The organism is Dactylosporangium sp. NPDC049140, from assembly GCF_040648435.1.
In genome coordinates this window covers 46,665-66,161 of sequence record NZ_JBEZDS010000060.1, presented here as the reverse complement: position 1 = coordinate 66,161, position 19,497 = coordinate 46,665, and the positions used below count along the sequence as shown (strand labels likewise).

General features: G+C 74.2%; 19 protein-coding genes and 1 tRNA gene. 16 read left to right on the top strand and 4 right to left on the bottom strand.

Annotated features, from left to right (window positions below; genetic code table 11):
* Window positions 1-627: 627 nt before the first annotated feature.
* A complete protein-coding gene (locus AB0B76_RS51090; protein ID WP_360391094.1) occupies window positions 628-3,177 on the bottom strand; it encodes an ATP-binding cassette domain-containing protein in 2,550 nt (849 codons plus the stop codon).
* A gap of 104 nt (window positions 3,178-3,281) precedes the next feature.
* On the opposite strand from AB0B76_RS51090, the gene AB0B76_RS51085 reads away from it, so the two are divergent.
* The 13 genes from AB0B76_RS51085 (at window position 3,282) to AB0B76_RS51025 (ending at window position 14,616) form a co-directional block, all read left to right on the top strand.
* A complete protein-coding gene (locus tag AB0B76_RS51085; protein ID WP_360391092.1) occupies window positions 3,282-4,439 on the top strand; it encodes a S8/S53 family peptidase in 1,158 nt (385 codons plus the stop codon).
* A 97-nt stretch (window positions 4,440-4,536) separates the two neighbouring features.
* Window positions 4,537-5,130, top strand: coding sequence for a sigma-70 family RNA polymerase sigma factor (locus AB0B76_RS51080; protein WP_360391089.1), 594 nt, complete (start codon window positions 4,537-4,539; stop codon window positions 5,128-5,130).
* Window positions 5,131-5,158: 28 nt separating this feature from the next.
* Window positions 5,159-5,620, top strand: coding sequence for a hypothetical protein (locus AB0B76_RS51075; RefSeq protein ID WP_360391087.1), 462 nt, complete (start codon window positions 5,159-5,161; stop codon window positions 5,618-5,620).
* Between the two features lie 72 nt (window positions 5,621-5,692).
* Window positions 5,693-5,833, top strand: a complete 141-nt coding sequence (locus tag AB0B76_RS51070; protein ID WP_360391084.1) for a hypothetical protein — start codon at window positions 5,693-5,695, stop codon at window positions 5,831-5,833.
* Window positions 5,824-5,898, top strand: a tRNA-Met gene (locus AB0B76_RS51065). Before AB0B76_RS51070 ends, AB0B76_RS51065 begins: the two co-directional genes overlap by 10 nt.
* Window positions 5,899-5,929: 31 nt before the next feature.
* Entirely contained in the window at window positions 5,930-7,144 is a 1,215-nt protein-coding gene (locus tag AB0B76_RS51060; protein ID WP_360391081.1) for an SDR family oxidoreductase, read from the top strand.
* A complete protein-coding gene (locus AB0B76_RS51055; protein ID WP_360391078.1) occupies window positions 7,138-8,262 on the top strand; it encodes a gala protein in 1,125 nt (374 codons plus the stop codon). Before AB0B76_RS51060 ends, AB0B76_RS51055 begins: the two co-directional genes overlap by 7 nt.
* Window positions 8,259-9,677 (top strand): hypothetical protein, encoded by a 1,419-nt coding sequence (locus AB0B76_RS51050; RefSeq protein WP_360391075.1) that lies wholly within the window; start codon window positions 8,259-8,261, stop codon window positions 9,675-9,677. The genes AB0B76_RS51055 and AB0B76_RS51050 overlap by 4 nt, the downstream gene beginning before the upstream one ends.
* 44 nt (window positions 9,678-9,721) lie before the next feature.
* Entirely contained in the window at window positions 9,722-10,900 is a 1,179-nt protein-coding gene (locus AB0B76_RS51045; protein ID WP_360391072.1) for an AAA family ATPase, read from the top strand.
* Complete coding sequence (locus tag AB0B76_RS51040) at window positions 10,897-12,111, top strand: VWA-like domain-containing protein (protein WP_360391069.1); 1,215 nt, start codon at window positions 10,897-10,899, stop codon at window positions 12,109-12,111. The genes AB0B76_RS51045 and AB0B76_RS51040 overlap by 4 nt, the downstream gene beginning before the upstream one ends.
* A gap of 59 nt (window positions 12,112-12,170) precedes the next feature.
* Window positions 12,171-12,851, top strand: a complete 681-nt coding sequence (locus tag AB0B76_RS51035; RefSeq protein WP_360391066.1) for a hypothetical protein — start codon at window positions 12,171-12,173, stop codon at window positions 12,849-12,851.
* The gene (locus tag AB0B76_RS51030; protein ID WP_360391063.1) at window positions 12,848-13,984 is read left to right on the top strand and encodes a histidine kinase; all 1,137 of its coding nucleotides are present in this window, start codon (window positions 12,848-12,850) and stop codon (window positions 13,982-13,984) included. Before AB0B76_RS51035 ends, AB0B76_RS51030 begins: the two co-directional genes overlap by 4 nt.
* On the top strand, window positions 13,972-14,616 hold the full coding sequence (locus tag AB0B76_RS51025; RefSeq protein WP_360391099.1) for a response regulator transcription factor: 645 nt from the start codon (window positions 13,972-13,974) through the stop codon (window positions 14,614-14,616). The genes AB0B76_RS51030 and AB0B76_RS51025 overlap by 13 nt, the downstream gene beginning before the upstream one ends.
* A gap of 4 nt (window positions 14,617-14,620) precedes the next feature.
* On the opposite strand, the gene AB0B76_RS51020 is transcribed toward AB0B76_RS51025, so the two are convergent.
* Complete coding sequence (locus tag AB0B76_RS51020; RefSeq protein ID WP_360391060.1) at window positions 14,621-15,541, bottom strand: SDR family oxidoreductase; 921 nt, start codon at window positions 15,539-15,541, stop codon at window positions 14,621-14,623.
* 84 nt (window positions 15,542-15,625) lie between these two features.
* Here AB0B76_RS51020 and AB0B76_RS51015 point away from each other — a divergent pair, with 84 nt between their 5' ends.
* Together AB0B76_RS51015 and AB0B76_RS51010 are read left to right on the top strand one after the other, a co-directional pair.
* Window positions 15,626-16,273: a TetR/AcrR family transcriptional regulator gene (locus AB0B76_RS51015; RefSeq protein WP_360391057.1), complete on the top strand. Its 648-nt coding sequence runs from the start codon at window positions 15,626-15,628 to the stop codon at window positions 16,271-16,273.
* 20 nt (window positions 16,274-16,293) lie between these two features.
* On the top strand, window positions 16,294-17,220 hold the full coding sequence (locus AB0B76_RS51010) for a PAC2 family protein (RefSeq protein WP_360391054.1): 927 nt from the start codon (window positions 16,294-16,296) through the stop codon (window positions 17,218-17,220).
* Window positions 17,221-17,227: 7 nt separating this feature from the next.
* On the opposite strand, the gene AB0B76_RS51005 is transcribed toward AB0B76_RS51010, so the two are convergent.
* On the bottom strand, window positions 17,228-18,058 hold the full coding sequence (locus AB0B76_RS51005; protein WP_360391051.1) for a phosphoribosylaminoimidazolesuccinocarboxamide synthase: 831 nt from the start codon (window positions 18,056-18,058) through the stop codon (window positions 17,228-17,230).
* A 99-nt stretch (window positions 18,059-18,157) separates the two neighbouring features.
* Here AB0B76_RS51005 and AB0B76_RS51000 point away from each other — a divergent pair, with 99 nt between their 5' ends.
* A complete protein-coding gene (locus tag AB0B76_RS51000) occupies window positions 18,158-18,760 on the top strand; it encodes a cysteine hydrolase (RefSeq protein ID WP_360391049.1) in 603 nt (200 codons plus the stop codon).
* On the opposite strand, the gene AB0B76_RS50995 is transcribed toward AB0B76_RS51000, so the two are convergent.
* Window positions 18,757-19,497 carry an ABC transporter permease gene (locus tag AB0B76_RS50995; protein ID WP_360391046.1) on the bottom strand — a complete coding sequence of 247 codons (741 nt, stop codon included), beginning with the start codon at window positions 19,495-19,497 and terminating at the stop codon, window positions 18,757-18,759. The genes AB0B76_RS51000 and AB0B76_RS50995 overlap by 4 nt on opposite strands.

Here is a 19,497-nt window from a genome sequence, read left to right as displayed (position 1 = left end):
CGGCACGAACGACGCGGACGCGGGCGGGCACGGGCGGCACGAACGACGCGGACGCGGGCGGGCACGGGCGGCACGAACGACGCGGACGCGGGCGGGCACGGGCGGCACGAACGACGCGGACGCGGGCGGTGCCGGCACGGATGGCACGGCCGCGGGCGGCCCGAGACGGACGGCGCGGGACGCGGGCACGGGCGGTCCGGCATGGGCGGCGCGGACGCGGCGGGCGTGGGCGGCCGAATGAGGACCGCGGCAGGGCGAACGCGGACGAGCGGGCGAGCGGTGGCGGCGAACGCGGACGAGCGGGCGAGCGGTGGCGGCGGGCGAGGGCTGGCGGCCACACGAGCCCGCCACCAGCACGCGGGCTGCTGCACACGAGCGACCACGCCCGCGTGGCCGTCGTCAGCGGGCGGCCGTCCCCGAGGGGTTGGTCGCCCGCCGTGGTCGTCGGCCCCCCGTTGGAGGCCCGCCGTGGTCGCCGCCCCCGAGGGGCGGCCGCTGTGGACGGCGCCCCCGTGGGGTGGTCGCTGTGGACGGTCGGCCCCTGAGGGGGCCGGCGCCCGTTGTGGACGGTCGCCCCGGAGGGGGTGGGTGCGCGTTGCAGGGCGGGGTCGTTGCCTGCGTCCGGGGTTACTGGCGGCCGGGCTCCGAGCGGCGCAAGGCCAGCCGCGCCAGGCCGGTCAGCAGGATGATCTGTACGAGCAGGATCAGTACTGAGCGCCACCACGCGCCCGTTGTGTGGGCCCACAGGGCGTCCTTGAACGGGATCATCGACTGCAGGTCCACCGTTGACGCGCCCGCGGCCAGGCCCCAGCGCGTCGGGAACAGCCAGGAGATCTGCTCCAGGACGTTCTGGCCGTCCAGTTCGAAGAGGCCGCCCGAGAGGACAAGCTGGGCCATCACCACGACCACCAGCACCGGGGTTGTCTGCTCGGTGGTCTTGACCAGCGCGCTGACCAGCAGGCCGAAGGCCATCGAGGCCAGCGCCACCATGGCCACCGGGATCGTGATCTCGACCAGCCAGTGCTCCTTGAAGAGCAGCGGGTCCTTCGGCGGGTTCTTGCCCAGCAGCGCCAGCCAGGTGAACAGCGCGGTCTGCATGATGATGATCAGGGAGAAGACGAAGACCTTCGAGGCCAGGTAGGCCCCGGCGGACAGGCCGACCGCGCGTTCGCGCTTGTAGATCGTGCTCTCGTTGACCAGCTCGCGGATGGCCGCGGCGGTGCCCAGGAACGCGGCGCCGACCGCCAGCACGACCAGGAGCCGCTGGGCCTCCAGGCTGTACTTCAACAGGCCCGGCGCCAGGCCGTTGTCCCCCGGCACCGTCCGGGTGAGCAGGGCCAGGGCGAGCGGCAGGCCGACCATGAACACGCTCAGGCCGCGGTCGGCGCCGATCACCCAGAACATCCGCAGGCACAGGGTGAGGAACTGCCGGATGGGCGCCGCGGGATGCACGACCCGGCTGCGCAGCGACGCCCCGCCGAGCTTGACCCGCGCCCGCCCAACGACCTTGCCCGAAGAACCCGACGCGCCCGACGCGCCCGGCGAGCCCGAAGAACCCGTGGGAGGCTGCACTGAGGCCGGCCGCGGTGGCATCTCCTGCTCGGCCGTCGCCTCCCCCGCCGCCGTCGTGGCCCCGGCCGGCGACGGCACGTGGGCGCTGCCCGAGGCCACGCGCTGGGCCGGGATCGTGACCTGCTCGACCGCCTCCGGCTTCGGCGGCGGGGCCTCGGCGATCTGCTCGGTGACGTATCGCGTGTAGAGCTCCGACGAGCGGTACTTCCGCGTCCAGTGCTCCGCGTTGGTCGTGACCTCGCGGAAGACCTCGGCGTAGTCCTCGGCGCCGAAGAACTCCAGCACCTCGCCGGGCGGGCCGAAGTAGCCCATCCGGCCGCCCACGGTCAGCACCAGCACCCGGTCGGCCAGGTCGAGGTGCATGACGTTGTGCGTGACGACGGCGACGGTGCGGCCCTTGTCCGCGAGCTCCCGCAGCTCCTCCATGACCTCCTTGTCCAGGGCTGGGTCGAGGCCGGACGTCGGCTCGTCGAGGAAGAGCAGGGACGGCTCGGTCAGCAGCTCCAGCGCGACCGAGACGCGCTTGCGCTGGCCGCCGGAGAGGCTGTCGATGCGCTGCTTGGCCCGCTCGGTCAGGTTGAGCGTCTTGAGCACCTCGGCGACCCGGGCCCGGCGCTCTTTGCGCGGCACGTCGTCGGCGAAGCGCAGGGCGGCGGCGAAGCGCAGGGCGCGGCGCACGGTGAGCTGGCGGTGCAGCACGTCGTCCTGCGGCACCATGCCGATGCGGTAGCGCAGCTCGGCGTAGTCGGCGTAGAGGTCGCGGCCGTCGTAGCGCACGGCGCCCTGCGTCGCCGGCCGCAGCCCGGCGACCGCCTTGACGAGCGTGGACTTGCCGCAGCCGGACGGGCCGATGATGGCGAGCAGGCTGCCCTCGGCCAGGGCGAAGCTGACGTCGTCGAGCAGGATCGCGTCCTTGATGCGCACCGTGAGGTCGTCGGCGATGAGCGAGGACGGGCCCGCGTCCTCGAACTCGTGCAGCCGGGCGCCGTCGAAGATGAACTCGTGGCGGCCGATCGAGATCAGGTCGCCGGGGGTCATGTCCTGCCGGGTGACCTGCTTGCCGTTGTGGAACGTGCCGTTGCGGCTGCCGAGGTCGACGACCTCGAAGCCGCCGGTCGGGGTGCGGCGCAGCTCGGCGTGGTTGCGTGAGCTGCGCAGGTCGGTCAGGACGATGTCATTGTCGGGGCCGCGGCCGAGGCGGATGCGGCCGGCGCCGAACTCGTGCTGGGTCGCCTCCCGCTGCGGCGGCGCCGGCTGCACGGGCAGCCGCTCGGTGATGGTGATCACCTTGAATTTGAGGGCCGGGCCGTCGGCCGCGCCGAGGTGGACCTCGCCGCCGTCGGTGGCGGCGACGAAGGCCGCCTTCTCCCCGGCGACGAAGGTGCCGTTGCGGCTGTCGAGGTCGCGCAGGAACCAGCCGTCGTCGTTCCAGATGACCTCGGCGTGCCGCCGGGAGATCAGGTTGCCCTCGATGACCAGGTCGTTGGCGGCATCGCGACCGATGGTCACGGTGTCGTCCGGACGGACCGTCGCCTTCTGGTCGCCGCTGGTCACCTCGAGGACTTGCAGCTCCCGGGTCACCGTCTGCTGATCGATGCTCGCCACGGGCCTCATCATGCCGTGGGGGTACGACAGAAAACACCCGGGGCCATGTATCAGACCGGCGGGGCGCGTCCTCATGTCTGTCGAGACCAGAGGAGGAGGAGCCCATGCCCCCGGACGAGTGGCGTTCACGGCGAGCCCGGCGACTGGCCGGTCTGTCGTGGATCCGTCGCGAGGACCGGGCGGACGGCACGCCGGTGCGCTTCGTCGCCGACGAGCTGGTGGTGCTCGGGGAGTACTTCGCCACCGCGCGCCAGGCGTTCGCCGAGCAGGGGCTCACCGCACGGGACATCGTCGAGGAGGGGGATGTCCCGGACGGCTTCCGCCGGGTGCGGCTGCCCGGCCTGGACGTGGCGCGGGCCGCACGGCGCGTGCGCGTGCAGGCGGAGGCGGCCGGGGACACCCGGGTGGCCGCCGCGCCGAACCACGTGTTCGTCTCGACACCGTTCGCGCACGCCGGAGCGTACGGGCCGCCACGCCCGGCGCCGCCCGGCGCGCTGACTCCGCCGGAGAAGGGGGCCGGTGGGGTACGTGTCCTGGTGCTGGACACCGGGGTGTGGCCGAACAGCCCGTTGCCGAAGGAGCGGTACGTCACCGAGGACTTCGAGCCCGGCGACGACGACGGCGCGGAGGTGCGCCAGGGCGACGCGGGGCACGCGAACTTCGTCGCCGGGGTCATGCTGGGCCGGTCGCGGCGGGTACGGCCGAGGGTGGTGCGGATCGTCGACACGTTCGGGGTATGCCGGGAGAGCGACCTGGTCGCGGCGCTCCGGCAGGCGGGCGACGATCCGATCATCAACCTCTCGCTGGGGGGATACTCGCTCGACGACCGGCCTCCGGTCCTGCTCACGGCGGCGCTGGCGGATCTGCTGACGAACGGTGACCGGGTGGTCGTGGCGGCGGCCGGCAACGACGGCCAGCACGACCGGCCGTTCTGGCCGGCCGCGTACGCCGGGACCGGCGCGCCGTGGCAGCGTCGCGTGGTCGCGGTCGCCGCCCACGACGGCCGGCGCATCTGCAACTGGAGCAACACCGGGCCCTGGATCACGCTGGCCGCCCCGGGTGCGGACGTGCTGAGCACGTACGTGCACCACGACGGCTTCCCGGACGGCTGGGCCCGATGGAGCGGCACCTCGTTCGCGGCGCCGTACGTGGCCGCGGCGATCGCCGACGCGCTGCCCGAGGCCGGCTCGGCCGGGCTCGCGGCGCAGTCGGTCGTGGCGGGGGCGGGCCTGCGCTACGGCCGCTACGCGGGGGTGGCGTGAAGCCATGCATCACACCTGGGGGAGGGGGGTGACGGGGTGCGGCGCGCTGGTTGCCGCGCCCCGTCGCCCGGTGGCCGCGATGCTACCCTTCGGAGCCATGGCCGACCCCGAAAGTCCCGGTGAGCATGACAATGCCGCACTTCTGCGGGCGGCCGCGGCCGGCGACCAGCAGGCGTGGGAGTCCATTGTGGACAGGTACGCCAACCTCGTCTGGTCGGTGGCGCGCAGCTTCCAGCTCGGCCAGTCCGACGCCGCTGACGTGAGCCAGGCGACCTGGCTGCGGCTGGTGGAGCACGTCGATGCCGTGCGCGAGGCCGACAAGCTCGGCTCGTGGCTGGCCACCACCGCCCGCCGCGAGGCCATCGCGCTGCTGCGCAAGAGCGGCCGCGACGTGCCCGCGGGCTCGGCCGGCGACTTCGTGGAGACCCTGGGCGGCGCCCCGGCCGGCGTGGACCCGGCCGAGGACGAGCCCGACGCCGGGGTCCTGCGCGACGAGCGCGACGCCCAGCTGTGGCATGAGTTCCGCACGCTTTCCCGCCAGTGCCAGCAACTGCTGCGGGTGCTCATCGCCGATCCCCCGCCGAGCTACGCCGAGGTCTCGGCCGCGCTCGACGTGCCGATCGGCAGTATCGGACCGACCCGCAAGCGCTGCCTGGGCACGCTGCGCCGACGATTGGCGACTTCGACATGACCCACCGCGGCTGGGCAGGGCCGACCCGATGATCGGGGAGGAAGAGGTGCTGAGCTCTTTGCGTGACATCGCCGGCCGGCGCGACCCGGTGCCGCCGAACGTCCTGGCGGCCGCGCGGGCGAGCCTCGCCTGGCGCGACCCGGACGCGGCGCTGGCCGCCCTGACGCGCGACTCACTCGACCGGCTCATCGCCGTCCGGGGCGGGATCCGCGGCGGTACCCCCCGGGTGCTGACGTTCTTCAGCGGTGCGCTGACCATCGATGTCCAGGTGACCGCGCGCGCCGGCGCCGTCGACGTGGTCGGCGAGCTGGCGCCCGTCGTCGCCGCGCGTGTCGTGGTGGAGTCGCCCGCCGGCTCCCACGAGACCGCCGCCGACGACGAGGGGCGCTTCCGCATCGAGGGGGTCGCGGCGGGGCCCGTGCGCCTGCGCTGCGAGCCCGCGGTCGAGGGCACTTTCGTGCCGGTCCGCACAGAATGGGTGCAATTGTAGAATTCTCGACGAAATCGCAGGTCACAGGGGTACGGCCAGACGTCGTTCACGCTCGTCACCTGGTTCGAGACGATGCCGCCCGGCTCGCTGCGCGGGATCGTCTTCGACACCCCGATCGAGGAGGGGCCGTTCTCGCGGGTCACCAGCTTCGTGCTGCACCAGCTCCACCAGCCGCGGGCGCGGACCGTAAGCTTCGCCTCGGCGAGGTCGTAGCGCAGAGGTCGTCGCGCGCCGACTCATAATCGACGAGGACGCCGGTTCGAATCCGGTCGGCCCCGCCGCCTGTCGGCGCGCGGTTATCATGCTGCGGTGTCGCTCGACCCCGCCGACGTCGAGGCCTGCCTCCGGGTGCTGGCCGCCATCGACGGCGCCGACGAGCGCGTGGTGGCGGCGGTCGACAAGGCCTACCGGGCCCGCAAGAAGCAGCGCCGGGCCGAACGGCGCACGGCGACCGGTGAGCACGACCGCCGGATCTTGACGGACCCGCGCCCCGGCGACGCGCCGCTGCGGCGCGAGCGCCGGTGCTATGTGTGCAAGTCGCCTTACCGCGAAGTTCCGCAGTCGTACCCGCAGCTGTGCGCCGAGTGCGCCGCGGGCAACACCGCGCGGCGGCACGCGCGCTGCGACCTCACCGGGCGGCGGGCGCTGCTCACCGGCGGCCGCATCAAGATCGGGTTCGAGACGGCGCTGAAGCTGCTGCGCGACGGCGCCGAGGTCGTCGTCACCACGCGGTTCCCGCGGGATGCGGGGCGGCGCTTCGCGGCGGTACCGGATGCCGCGGACTGGCACCACCGTCTGCACGTCCACGGCGTGGACTTCCTCGACCTGCCCGGCGTCGTCGGGCTCGCCGACGCCGTCGCCGCACGCTGGGGCCACCTCGACATCCTGGTCAACAACGCGGCCCAGACGATCCAGCGCCCGGCCTCGTACCATCGCGAGCTCGCCGCCGCCGAGGGCCGCCCCGCGCTGCCCGCCTCCCCCGCCGACCTGTTCTTCCCGGCCGGCGCGCTCGACGAGACCGGCGAGCCGCTCGACCTGCGGCCGGTGAACAGCTGGACGCTCAAGGCGCACCAGGTGACCCCGCGGGAGTGGATCGAGGTGCAGGTCATCAACGCCTTCGTACCCTTCCTGCTGACCGCCCGGCTGCGGCCCCTGCTGGCCGCGTCGCCCTTCCCCGACCGGTACGTCGTGAACGTCTCGGCGATGGAGGGCAGCTTCAGCCGGGCGTACAAGACCGCCGGCCACCCGCACACGAACATGGCCAAGGCGGGCCTGAACATGCTGACGCGCACGATCGCGGACGAGTACGCGGCTGCCGGCATCCACGTCACCAGCGTCGACACCGGCTGGGTCACCGACGAGCGGCCCCACGCGACCCGCGAGGCGCTGCACCGCAAGGGCTTCCGGGTGCCGCTCGACGTGGTGGACGGGGCCGCGCGCGTCTACGACCCGATCGTGCGCGGCGTGCACGGCGACCGGGTGCACGGCGTCTTCCTCAAGGACTACCGGGAGGTGCAGTGGTAGAGCCCGGGATCGAGATCTCCTGTCCCGTGATGGCGGCTCCGGCGGTACCGACGGCGGATCTTGCACTTCTCGAGCCGTTGCTGGCCCGGCTGTCCGATCCGGCCGGGGTCGCCGCGACCGAGCGTTTCCCGCTCGGCACGCTGCAGCCCGACGGGCGGCTCGACCTGTGCAAGCAGGGCCTCGGGGCGGACGGGGTCAGCCGGGTGCTGGACCGCGTGGTCGGGTCGGCCCATGCGGTACACCTCCTGCTCGGCACGAACGGCCTCGGCGCGCCCGGGACCGCCGCGCTCGCCGCGTCGCTGGCTCCCGGGCACGGCGTGGAGACGCTGTACCTCGGCTGCAACGCCATCGACGCGAGCGGCGCGGAGCCCCTGTTCGAGCGGCTCGCCGGCGACGACACCGTGACCGCGCTGTGGCTCAAGCGCAACCCCCTAGGCGACGACGGGATCGCCGCGCTCGCCGCCGCGCTGCGCACGAACACCGCCCTCAGCACGCTGGACCTGGTGAACACCGGGCTCACGACGGCCGGGCTGGCGCTGCTCGTCGACGCCCTCGCCGCGCGGGAGCGGCCCGTCGCGCGGGTCTTCCTCGGCGGCAACGGGCTCGGGCCGTCCGCCGCGCCGCTGCTGCGCCGCCTGCTGGCCGAGTGCGGCGTCACGGGGCTGTTCCTCGCGGCGAACCGCCTCGGCGACGAGGGCGCCGGGCTGGTCGTGGAGGGGATTTCCCGCGACGGTACGACGCTGGGCCTGGGCGGCAACGGCCTGACCGACGTGGCGCCGGTCGCGGCCCGCCTCGGCCGGCTGGAGGGTCTGGACCTGAGCCGGCCGCTGTCGCTGCGGGTGCTCGGCGCCGTGGACAACACCATCGGCGACGCGGGCGCGCGGGTCCTCGCCGAGGCGCTGCCCGGCAGCCCGCTGCGCCGCCTCGACCTGCGCCACACGGGGGTGCGCGGCCGCGGGGCCAAGGCGCTGCTCGCCGCGGTGGAGACGGGCCGGACCGGGCTGCGGCGCCTGACGCTGGGGCCCGATGTGCCGCGGCGCGTCAAGCGCCGGCTCGCCGAGCTGCTGGCCGGGGACGAGCCGCCCTTCGCGAGCGAGATCCTGAGTGTGTACCGGTGAGCGCCCTCGTCTCCGGTAGTGCGCTGGGGACGTGGCGGGTGATCCGGCGGTACGCGGTGCCGCGCTCGATGATCGAGGAGGCGACCGCGGCCCGGGAGCGCGGCGACTGGCGCGGGGCCTGTGCCGCCGCCGGGGTCGCCGTGGCCGCGAGGCCCGAGGACCTCGCCCCCTACGCCGACGACCTGGCGCACCTCGCGCCGGACCTGGTGCGGTGGCATCTGCCGCGGTACCCGCCGAGCGGCGAGACGACGCTCGAGCCGCGCACGACGGTCGTGCTGGCGCGGCGGGGCGAGACGTTCCTGGGCATCGCCACGCCGCGGGTCGCCCGTTCCACCCAGCGGCTCTCGCTGGTCGTCGCCCCCTCGTTCCCGGACCAACGGCTGGACTGGCGTGCCGCCCGGCACCTGTGGGACGTGCGCGAGGCCGACCGGCTCATCGCGCGCACGTGCGGGCCCCGGACCCGGCAGATGCTCGCGCTGCACGACGCCGGGTGGGCCCGGGCGGCGTGGGCGCTGGCCGGCGTCGACGTGCCCGAGCCGCCGGGCGGCTTCCCCCTGCTGGACGCCGATCCGGACATCCTCGTCGCCGCGGCCCGGTCGGCGCGGGCGCCGTCCTCCCTCGTCACCCTGCGCTCCCAGGAGCTGCGGCTGCACGTCGTCAACGGCGGGCCGCCCCGGGCCGAGTGGGTCACCGGGCACGACCGCAGCCCCGGCCGGCTGCCGATGCCGGCGTACCTCCGCCCGCCCGACCTGCACCTCGTGCGCCTCGGTCTCCTCTCCCCCGCGGACCTGCACCCGCTGGTCGGGCCGCTGCTCGCGCCGTTCGCGGCCGCGGTGCCGGCCGCCTCCGACGAAGATCCGGCCGTTCGCGTGCGCTGCGGCGGGGCCTGGCACGCGCTCGGATGGTCGGGCGGGCGGATGCGGCTCCCGCACACCGCGCAGGAGCGGCGCCGGGAGGAGGCCCTCCGCGCGCTCGGGGGCGAGGTCCACGGGTGCTTCGCGGCCGAGCGGGCGTGGGGGGATCGGGCGGCACGGCTGCCGCGGCGGCTCGAGCGGCAGCGCCGCGACCTGCTCCTGCGGATGCAGCACGGCGACCTGGCGGGCGTGGAAGCGGTGCTGGACGCCGGGGTCGACCCGCGGGTCCGCGACCCCCACGGCCGCACGCTGCTGCACCTGCTGCCATGCGTCGACTGGCGGCCCGGCTGGGAGCGCCTGCTGGAGCGGCTGCTCGCCGGCGGGCTCGACGTGGACGACCACGACCACGCCGGGCTGACCCCGTTGTACGCGGCCGTGCACGACGGCGGGTCGCCGGTCCTCGTGCGGGCGCTGATCGCCGCCGGGGCGACGGTCGACGACCTGGTCGTGGAGGCCTGGGACCGCTATCGGCGGGACGATGTCCCGGAGCTCCCGGCCTGATATCCCGGCGATTTTTGTCGTACCCCCCGGCTAATCTCGCGGGCATGACGGAGGCTTTGAACCTGCTCGCCGCGGCGGACGACCTGCTCGCCGCGACCCGCGCGACCCGTGTCGAGCGCCGCGACAACGTGCAGCTCGAGGCGCTCGCGCTGGCCGTGTCGGCGAATCTGCCGGTGCTGCTGTGGGGCGAGCCCGGCATCGGCAAGTCCTCCGCGCTGCAGCAGCTCGCCGACCGGCTCGAGGTGCCGATGGAGACGGTCATCGCGAGCATCCACGAGCCCTCCGACTTCGCCGGCCTGCCGGTCGTCGGCGACGATCCGGCGACCCAGGGGGTGCCGATGGCCCCGCCCGACTGGGCGGTCCGCCTGACCCGCGGCGGCGTCGGGCTGGTCTTCTTCGACGAGTTGTCATCGGCCCCGCCGGCCGTGCAGGCGGCCCTGCTGCGGGTCGTGCTCGAGCGGCGGGTCGGCAGCCTGGCCCTGCCGCCAGGCGTGCGCGTGGTGGCCGCGGCCAACCCGCCGGCCAGCGCGGCCGACGGCTGGCACCTGAGCCCGCCGCTGGCCAACCGGTTCGTGCACCTGCACTGGACCCACGACCCGGCGGTCGTCGCCCGCGGCCTGGCCGGCACCTGGCCGACCGCCGACATCCCGCGCATCGACCCGCGCCGGGCCGCGTCCGCGCTGGCCCGCGCCCGCGGCACGCTGTCGGGCTTCCTCACCGCCCGCCCCGGCCTGACCCACCACCTGCCCGCCGACGCCGAGGCCCGCGGCGGCGCCTGGCCCTCCCCGCGCACCTGGGAGATGGCGCTGCGCCTGCTCACGTTCGCCCTGGCCAGCGACGCCTCGCGCGAGGCCCTGTCGACGGCCCTCATCGGCGCGATCGGCGACGGCGCGGGCCTCGAGTTCATCACCTACCTCGACGAGCTCGACCTGCCCGACCCGAACCGCGTCCTGGCCAACCCGGACGCGTTCGCCCTGCCGGAGCGCGGCGACCGCCAGCTGGCCTTCCTCACCGCGATCGTGTCGGCCGTGCAGTCGGACACGTCGCGGCCGCGCTGGGAGGCGGCGTGGACGGTGCTGGCCAAGGCCGTCGACGCGGGGGTGCCGGACGTGGCGGCCCGGGCGGCCACGGACCTGGCGGCCATGCGGGAGAAGTCGTGGCCGGTCCCGCCGACGATCGACGCCTTCGTCGACATCCTGCGCCTCTCGGGGGCGATGCGGTGAGCTCGCCGGCGCCTTTGGACTCCGCGCCGCCGGCCCGGGTGGCGCTGGACCGGACGAAGCTGCTCGCGGCGCGCTACCGGGCGGCGAAACTGCGGCCGTATCTCGCCTCGGCGCTGTATGCGCTGTCCGTCGTGCCCTCGTGGCACCTGTCCACGATGGGCGTCGACCGGCACTGGCGGCTGTACGTCAACCCCGGCTTCGTGACCGCCCACCCCGTGGAGGAGCTGGCCGGGGTCTGGGTGCATGAGGTCGCGCACCTGCTGCGGGACCACCACGGGCGGGCCGAGCGGCTGCGGCACGTCGACCGCGACGACCACCTGCGGGTCAACCTCGCGCAGGACTGCGAGATCAACGACGACCTCATCGCCGACGGGCTGCCGCTGCCGCCGAGCCGCGTGCAGCCCGAGACGTTCGGGCTGCCGCCGGGGCGGCTCTTCGAGGAGTACCTGGCCGGCATCCCCCACACCCACGTCATCCACGTGCAGTGCGGGTCGGGGGCCCACGGCGTGGAGATCGCGGGCGAGCTCGGGGCCGGCGGGGCGCCCGCGGTGACCGAGGTGGAGGCGGGGGCGATCCGGCGGTCGACGGCCGACGGCATCCGGGCCCACGTGCGCGGGCGCGGCACCGTGCCGCAGGGCTGGCGGCGCTGGGCCGACGAGATCGCCGAGCCGACCGTCGACTGGCGGCGGCTGCTCACCGGGGTGCTGCGGCAGGCCGTGGTGTGGGCGAGCGGGGCGGTCGACTACACCTACGCGCGGCCGGGCCGGCGCAGCGCCGCGCTGCGCGGGGTCGTGCTGCCGAGCCTGCGCCAGCCCCTGCCGCGGGTTGCGATCGTCATCGACACCTCGGGCTCGATGGGCGACGACCAGCTCGCGTCGTGCCTGGCCGAGGTGACGGGCGTGCTGCGCGCGGTGGGCATCCGCGGCAACCGCGTCACGGTGCTCGCCTGCGACGCCGACGTCACGGCCGTGACCCGGGTGACGAAGACCGAGCAGGTCCAGCTGAGCGGGGGCGGCGGCACCGACATGCGCGTGGGCATCGAGCGCGCGCGGCGGCAGCCGGAGCCGCCGAACATCATCGTGGTGCTGACCGACGGCCTGACCCCGTGGCCGGAGGAGCCGGGCGGCTGCCGGATCATCGCGGGGCTGATCGGCCCGAACCCGCCCGCGACCCCGGCCTGGATGGAGGCGATCCACATCACCGGCGACTGAGACGTCCGGCTACTTTCGGCGACTGTCCCGCCCGCGGGGTGGCTGCCTAGCGTGTAGGCATGGCTGATGACGAGCTGGGACTGACCCGCGGAGACCGGGCCTTGCTGCTCGTCGGGCTGCCCGTCGCCGGGGGGCTCGCCGGGTGGGGGCTGCCGAGCGCGGCGCGGTGGCTGCTTTCGCTGCCGTGGGTACCGTTCGCCGGGCCGCTGCGGCTCGTGCGGCACCTCGACGCCGGGTGGGGGCTGCTGGCCGTCGTCGCCGTGGGGGTACTGCTCGGCGCCGGGCTCGCCTTCGTGGCGGTGCACGAGGCGCTGCGCGTGACCGTCGGCGACGGCGGGCTCACGCTCGTCTGCGGGGAGACGCGGCGGACCGTCGAGCGGCGCGACGTCGACGCGGTGTTCGTGGACGGGAGGCTGCTCGTGGTGCTCGACCGGCAGTCGCGCCAGGTGGTGCGGGACCGGCTCGACAATGCCGGGAGCCCGCGGGTGGAGCGGGCGTTCCGCGAGCACGGGTACCCGTGGGTCGCCCGGGACCCGTACGCGCAGCTGTACCGGCGCTGGGTGCCGGACCTCCCCGACCTGCCCGCGGCCGTCAACGCCGTGCTGGCCGCGCGCGGCAAGGCGCTGGAGAACAAGAGCGGCACCGACGCCGACGAGCTGCGCGACGAGGTGCAGAAGCTCGGGTACACCGTGCGGGACGTCGGCATCGTCCAGCACTGGCGGCCCTTGGTGAAGTCGTGACGCGGGCCCGCAACGTCGCGGTCGACATCACCGCGACCGTCATCGCCGTGCTCGTGGCACTCATGGCGGCGGCCGGCGGGCTGGACAACGGCACGCTCGGGGACGGGCGGCTGCTCGTCTCGCTCGCCATCACCGTGCCCGCGATCGTGGTGCTGTGGTGGCGGCGGCGGTACCCGGTCGGGGTGGCGATCGCGCTCCTCGTGCCGGCCGCCCTCACCGACATGGCGGGCGGGGCCGCGCTCATCGCCGTGTTCGGGGTCGCGGTGCACCGGCCGCTGCGGACCGCGCTGTGGGTCGCGCTGCTGCACGTGCTGGCGCCGGTGCCGCTCAGCATCCGGTACCCGGACCCCGACCTGCAGGTCCTCGGGGCGAACACGCTCGCGCTCACGATCATCGCCGGCGCGATCGCCTGGGGCACCGCGGTGCGGGCGCGGCGCGAGCTCATCGCCTCGCTGCGGGAGCGTGCGGCCCGCGCCGAGGCCGAGGCGCGGCAGCGGGCCGAGCTGGTGCGCGGGCTCGAGCGGGAGCGGATCGCACGCGAGATGCACGACGTGCTCGCGCACCGGATCTCGCTCATCAGCCTGCACGCGGGGGCGCTGGAGATCCGCGACGACCTCTCGCGGGAGCAGGTCGCCGACGCGGGGGCGACGATCCGGACCAGCGCGCACCAGGCGATGGAGGAGCTGCGCGAGATCCTCGGGGTGCTGCGCGCGAGCGACCGGGAGGAGCTGCGGCCCCGGCAGGGGCTGGCCGACCTCGGCGAGCTCGTGGCGGAGGCGGAGAAGGCCGGCACGACGGTACAACTGGAGCATCGTCTCGACGGAGGACTGCCCGCGGCGGTGGACCGCACGGCGTTCCGGCTGGTGCAGGAGGGCCTCACGAACGCGCGCAAGCACGCGCCCGGGGTCGCGGTGCGGGTGCTGCTCGAACGCGGCGACGAGGTGCACGTCCGGGTCAGCAACCGGCTGCCCGACGGGCCCGCCGCGCCGGCCCTGCCCGGGACGCGCTCGGGGCTGGAGGGGCTGGCCGAGCGGGTCGCGCTGGCCGGCGGACGGTTCGAGCACGGCGTGCGGCGCAGCGATCAGGGCGTCACGACGTTCACGCTGGAGGCGTGGCTGCCGTGCAAGGGCTGATCCGCGTCGTCGTCGCCGATGACGACGCGCTGGTGCGGGCCGGGCTCGCCATGGTGCTCGGCGGCGACACCGGGGTCGAGATCGTCGGCGAGGCGGCCGACGGGGCCCAGGCGGTGCGCACCGTGCGCGCCACGCGGCCCGACGTCGTCCTCATGGACATCCGCATGCCGCGCATGGACGGGCTCGCCGCGCTCGAGGCGCTGCGGCCCGACGGCGTGCGGGTCATCGTGCTCACGACGTTCGACACCGACGAGCACGTCCTGCGGGCGTTGCGGCTCGGCGCGCACGGGTTCCTGCTGAAGGACACCCCGCCGCTGGCGATCCTCGATGCGGTACGCCGGGTCGCCACCGGCGAGCAGACGCTGTCCCCGTCCGCGGTGCGGCGGCTCATCGCGCACGTGAAAGCCGATGATCGCGGGGCGGCGGCGCGGCGTACCCTCGCGGCGCTCACGCCCCGGGAACGCGACGTGGCCGAGGGCGTCGCCGAGGGCCGCTCGAACGCGGAGATCAGCGCCGCGGTGCACATGAGCGTCGCGACGGTGAAGACGTACGTCTCCCGGATCCTGGCCAAGCTGGGCTGCACGAACCGCGTCCAGGTGGCGATCCTCGTGCACGAGTCGCGGCTGGACTAGCCCGTCACCGGTGGTAGCGGTCGGCGATGAACCCGGGCTCGGGCGGCTCCGGGCGGCGCGCCCGGGGCAGGGCCGTGTTCGCGCCGAAGCCCCGGCCGAGCGTGCGCACCTGCTCCTCCATGAGCGGGACGCTGCGCCGGGCCTGGAACTCGACCACCTTCTCGGCCAGGCGGCTGTTGAGGAAGGTGCGCAGCCAGTACACGAGCACGACGCTGCGGGGCACGAAGACCTTGCGGCGGCGGCGCTCCAGCGCGTCGACGAAGGCGGTGGCGCAGCGCTCGACGGACGTGGTGGAGCCCAGCGGCGGGGGCAGGCGGCGCAGGGTTTCGCGGAACGCGGGCAGGTCGTCCTTGGCGTCGCGGACGAGGTCGGTGTCGATCCAGCTCGGGTGGGCGGTGCCGACGGCGACGCCGTGGTGGGCCACCTCCAGCCGCACCGCGTTGCCGAAGTGCTCGACGCCGGCCTTCGAGGCGCAGTACGGCGCCATTCCCGGCAGCGCCGCGAACGACGCGGCGGAGGCGACGATCAGCAGGTACCCGTGCGAGGCGATGAGCGCCGGCAGGCACGCGGCGGCCGTGCGCATCACGCCGACCAGGTTCACCTCGACGGTACGCACCAGCGCCTCGACGTCGCCGGTGGCCATCGTGCCGCGGCTGGCGACGCCGGCGTTGGCGACGACGGCGTCGATGCGGCCGTACGCGGCGAGCGCCCCCTCGACCGCGGCGGCCATACTGGCCTGGTCGGTCACGTCGGCGGCGAACCAGACGGCGTCCAGCTCCCCCGCGAGCCGCTCCAGGCGGTCGGGCTCGAGCCCGACGAGCGCCAGCCGGGCGCCGCGGGCGGCGGCCAGGCGCGCGGTGTGTTCGCCGATACCGCGGGCGGCGCCGGTGACGAGTACCACCTGACCAGTCAGTGCACGCTTCACCGAGGCCCCTCTTGTCGGCGGTACCGTTCAGTACCAGGCAAACTAGCACCCGGGCACATTGTCGCGAAAGGTCGAGGCCACCGCATGACGAGCACCAGGACCGCCGAGGAGCTGCGCGCCGACCTCACGGGCGGGCTGGCCGAGTCGATCGCCGCGAAGGGTTACGCGGCCACCACGATCGCGGACATCGTCATGCACGCGCGGGTGTCCAAACGCACGTTCTACGAGCACTTCGCGGACAAGGAAGCCTGCCTGATGGCCCTCTACGAGCAGGGCTGCGTGCACCTGCTCGAGGTGGTGCGCAGCGCGGCCGGCCCGGGCGGCCGGCCGTGGAAGGAGATGATCAACAGTGGGGTGACGGCGTACCTCACCGCGCTGGAGAGCCTGCCCGCGGTCACCCGCACCCTGCTCGTGGAGATCCAGGCGGCCGGGCCCAAGGCGTTCCGGCTGCGCCAGCAGATGCTGCGCCGCTTCGCCGACGCGCTGGTCGAGGTGATCGAGCGGGCCCGCGAGTCCGATCCGCGGATCCCGGCGCTGTCGCCGCTGCTGGCGATCGCGCTGGTCGGCGGCGTGCACGAGATGATGCTGCAGGTCTGCGACCCGTACACCGGCGCCGGCCCGTCCTTCACCGAGCTGACGCCGGCCGTGGACGAGCTGGTCTACGCGATCCTCACGAACCCCTGGATGACCGCGGATGGAATGATCGGGCGTACTGCCGGGTTGCAGAGCTAAAACAGGAAGGACGCGTCGCGGTGCTGAACCCCAGCGAACTTTACGAGCTCACCGAGGAACCGCCGGAGGCCGACCGGCCGGTGCTCGTGCACGCGCTGACGGGCTTCGTGGACGCCGGCAACGCCGCCCGTCTCGCGCGCGAGCACCTGCTCAGCGTCGGATCGCCGCGCACGGTCGCCACATTCGACCTCGACCAGCTCTACGACTACCGTGGCCGGCGCCCGGCGATGCTCTTCGTCGAGGACCACTGGGAGCACTACGAGCAGCCCCAGCTGCTGCTGCGGGCGGTGCGCGACGCCGGCGGCACCGAGTTCCTGCTCCTGGACGGGCCCGAGCCCGACCTGCAGTGGGAGCGGTTCACCGCGGCGGTGCTCGAGCTGATCGAGCGCTTCGACGTGCGGGCCACGGTCGGGCTCACCGCGATCCCGATGGCCGTGCCGCACACCCGCCCGACCGGGGTGACCGCGCACGGGACCAGCCGGGACCTCATCGCCGGCTTCGAGCCGTGGCTGCAACGGGTGCAGGTGCCGGGCAGTGTCGGCAACCTGCTGGAGTACCGCATCGGCCAGCAGGACCGCGACGCCTTCGGCTTCGCCGTGCACGTGCCGCACTACGTGGCCCAGGCCGAGTTCCCGGCCGCCGCGGAGAAGCTGCTGGCGTGCCTGGCCGACGCGACCGGCCTGCGGGTGCCGATGGACGACCTGCACGCCGCGGCCGACTCGGTGCGCGCGGAGATCGACGTGCAGATCGCCCAGGCCGACGAGGCCGCCTCGCTGGTGCGGGCGCTGGAGGAGCAGTACGACGCCTTCACCCGCGGCCGCAGCGGCAACAACAACCTGCTGGCCGACTCCCCCGCGCCGCTGCCGACCGCGGACGAGATCGGGGCGGAGCTGGAGCGCTTCCTGGCCGAGCACACCCGCGGCGACGAGCCCCCGCTGGGGGGCTGAACAGGCATTACCAGGCGGTGCCGGTCAGCCGCTCGTAGACCTCGACGTAGCGCGCCCGGGTCAGGGCCACGACGTCGGCCGGCACCTCCGGGCCGGGTGCGGTCTTGTTCCAGCCGCTGGACAGCGACCAGTCGCGCACGACCTGCTTGTCGAAGGAGAACTGGGTGCGGCCCGGCTCCCACCGGTCCAGCGGCCAGAAGCGGGACGAGTCGGGCGTGAGCACCTCGTCGGCGAGCACCACGGCGCCGTCGCGGCCGCGGCCGAACTCGAGCTTGGTGTCGGCGACCACGATCCCGCGCTCGGCGGCGAGGGCGGCGCCGCGGGAGTACACCCGCAGCGTGAGCTCCCGGAGCTCGTCCGCGAGGTCCTTGCCGATCTCCTCGCGGACCTCGTCGAGCGTGACGAACTCGTCGTGCTCACCGACCGCGGCCTTGGTCGTGGGGGTGAATACGGGCTCGGGCAGGCGGGACCCCTCGACGAGCCCCGGCGGCAGCTGGATGCCGGAGACCTCACCCCGGGAGTTGTACTCCGAGAGCCCCAGACCGGCGAGGTAGCCGCGCGCGATGCACTCGACGGGCAGCATCTCCAGCCGCCGGCAGCGGATCGCCCGGCCGGCGAACTCCGCGGGCACGTCGGTCGCCGAGATCACGTGGTTGGGCACGATGTCGGCGAGCTGCTCGAACCACCACAGCGAGAGCCGGGTGAGCACGGCGCCCTTGTCCGGGATCGGCGTCGGGAGCACCACGTCGTAGACGGAGATGCGGTCCGAGGCGACCAGGATCAGGTCGTCGCCGTCGGCGTACACGTCACGGACCTTGCCCGAGTGCAGGAGTTCCACGCGGCTCAGCCTATCGGCCGAGGCCGTCGGAACGATCCGGGCCACCGCCGTCGCGGCGTAGGGTGAGCTGCGTCACGACGTCGTGAGTGGAGGGTCCGCATGACCATCGATCCCGCCAAGACCGCCATCGTCCTCATCGAGTACCAGAACGATTTCGTCTCCGAGGGCGGCGCGTTCCACGCCGCCGTGCAGGGCGTGATGGACAAGACCGACATGATGGCCAATACCCGGCAGCTCGTCGCCGCCGCGCGGGCCGCCGGGGTGACGATCGTGCACGCGCCGATCACCTTCGCGCCCGGATACAACGAGATCACCTCCCATCCCTACGGGATCCTCAAGGGGGTCGTGGACGGCAACGCCTTCGTCAAGGGCGAGTGGGGCGCGCAGATCGTCGACGAGCTCGCGCCGCAGGCCGGGGACATCGTCGTGGAGGGCAAGCGCGGGCTGGACACCTTCGCCAGCACCAACCTCGACTTCATCCTGCGCAGCAAGGGCATCACCACGATCGCCCTGGGCGGCTTCCTGACCAACTGCTGCGTCGAGTCGACCATGCGGACGGGCTACGAGCACGGCTACCAGGTCGTCACCCTGCAGGACTGCCTCGCGGCCACCTCACAGGAGGAGCACGACAACGCGCTGAAGTACGACTTCCCGATGTTCTCGACCCCGATGTCAGCGGCCGACTTCGCCGGGCAGTTCTAGGCCCTCCGGAAGAGGCGCACCGCCAGGCCGCCGGCCAGCAGGAAGCTCGCGCCCAGCACCGCCACGTGCAGCGGGTGCGGGGTGTCGCCGGTCCACGCGGCCTGGATGGCCTGGCGGAAGGCGCCCAGCGGGGTGAAGTCCCCGATCCGCCGCAGCGTGGCCGGCATGTACTCCACCGGCACGTACAGGCCCGCGAAGAACGCCGACGGGAACCACATCGCCAGGGCGTAGGCGGTGGCCGTCTTGGCGGTGCCCGCCACCGACGCGACGAGCAGCCCGACCGGGAAGAGCCCGAGCACTCCGAGCAGGAAGGTCGGCACCACGAGGGCCAGGTCGGGCAGGTGCATGTCCAGCGCGGCGACGCCGATGACGAGGGTGAGCACGGTCGAGACCAGCACCACGCCGGCGTTCATGACCACCTGGGCGCCGAGCAGGGCGGCCGGCTTCACCGGCGTGGTCGCGAACCGGCGCAGCACCCCGCGCTCGCGGTAGTTGGCGAGCACCACGGGCAGCATGAAGAACGCGACCATGGCCATCGACAACATGACGGACATCGACGGGATCACGGTGTCGATGCCGCGGTGCCCGCCGAGGGCCGGGTCGGCCTTGTGGACGCTGCCGGGCAGGCCGGCCACGACCAGCAGGGCGATCGGCAGCAGGACGGTGAACATCGGGCCGGCGATCTCGCGCAGCATGAGCTTGGTCTCGATGACGGTGAGCCGGGTCAGGGCACGCAT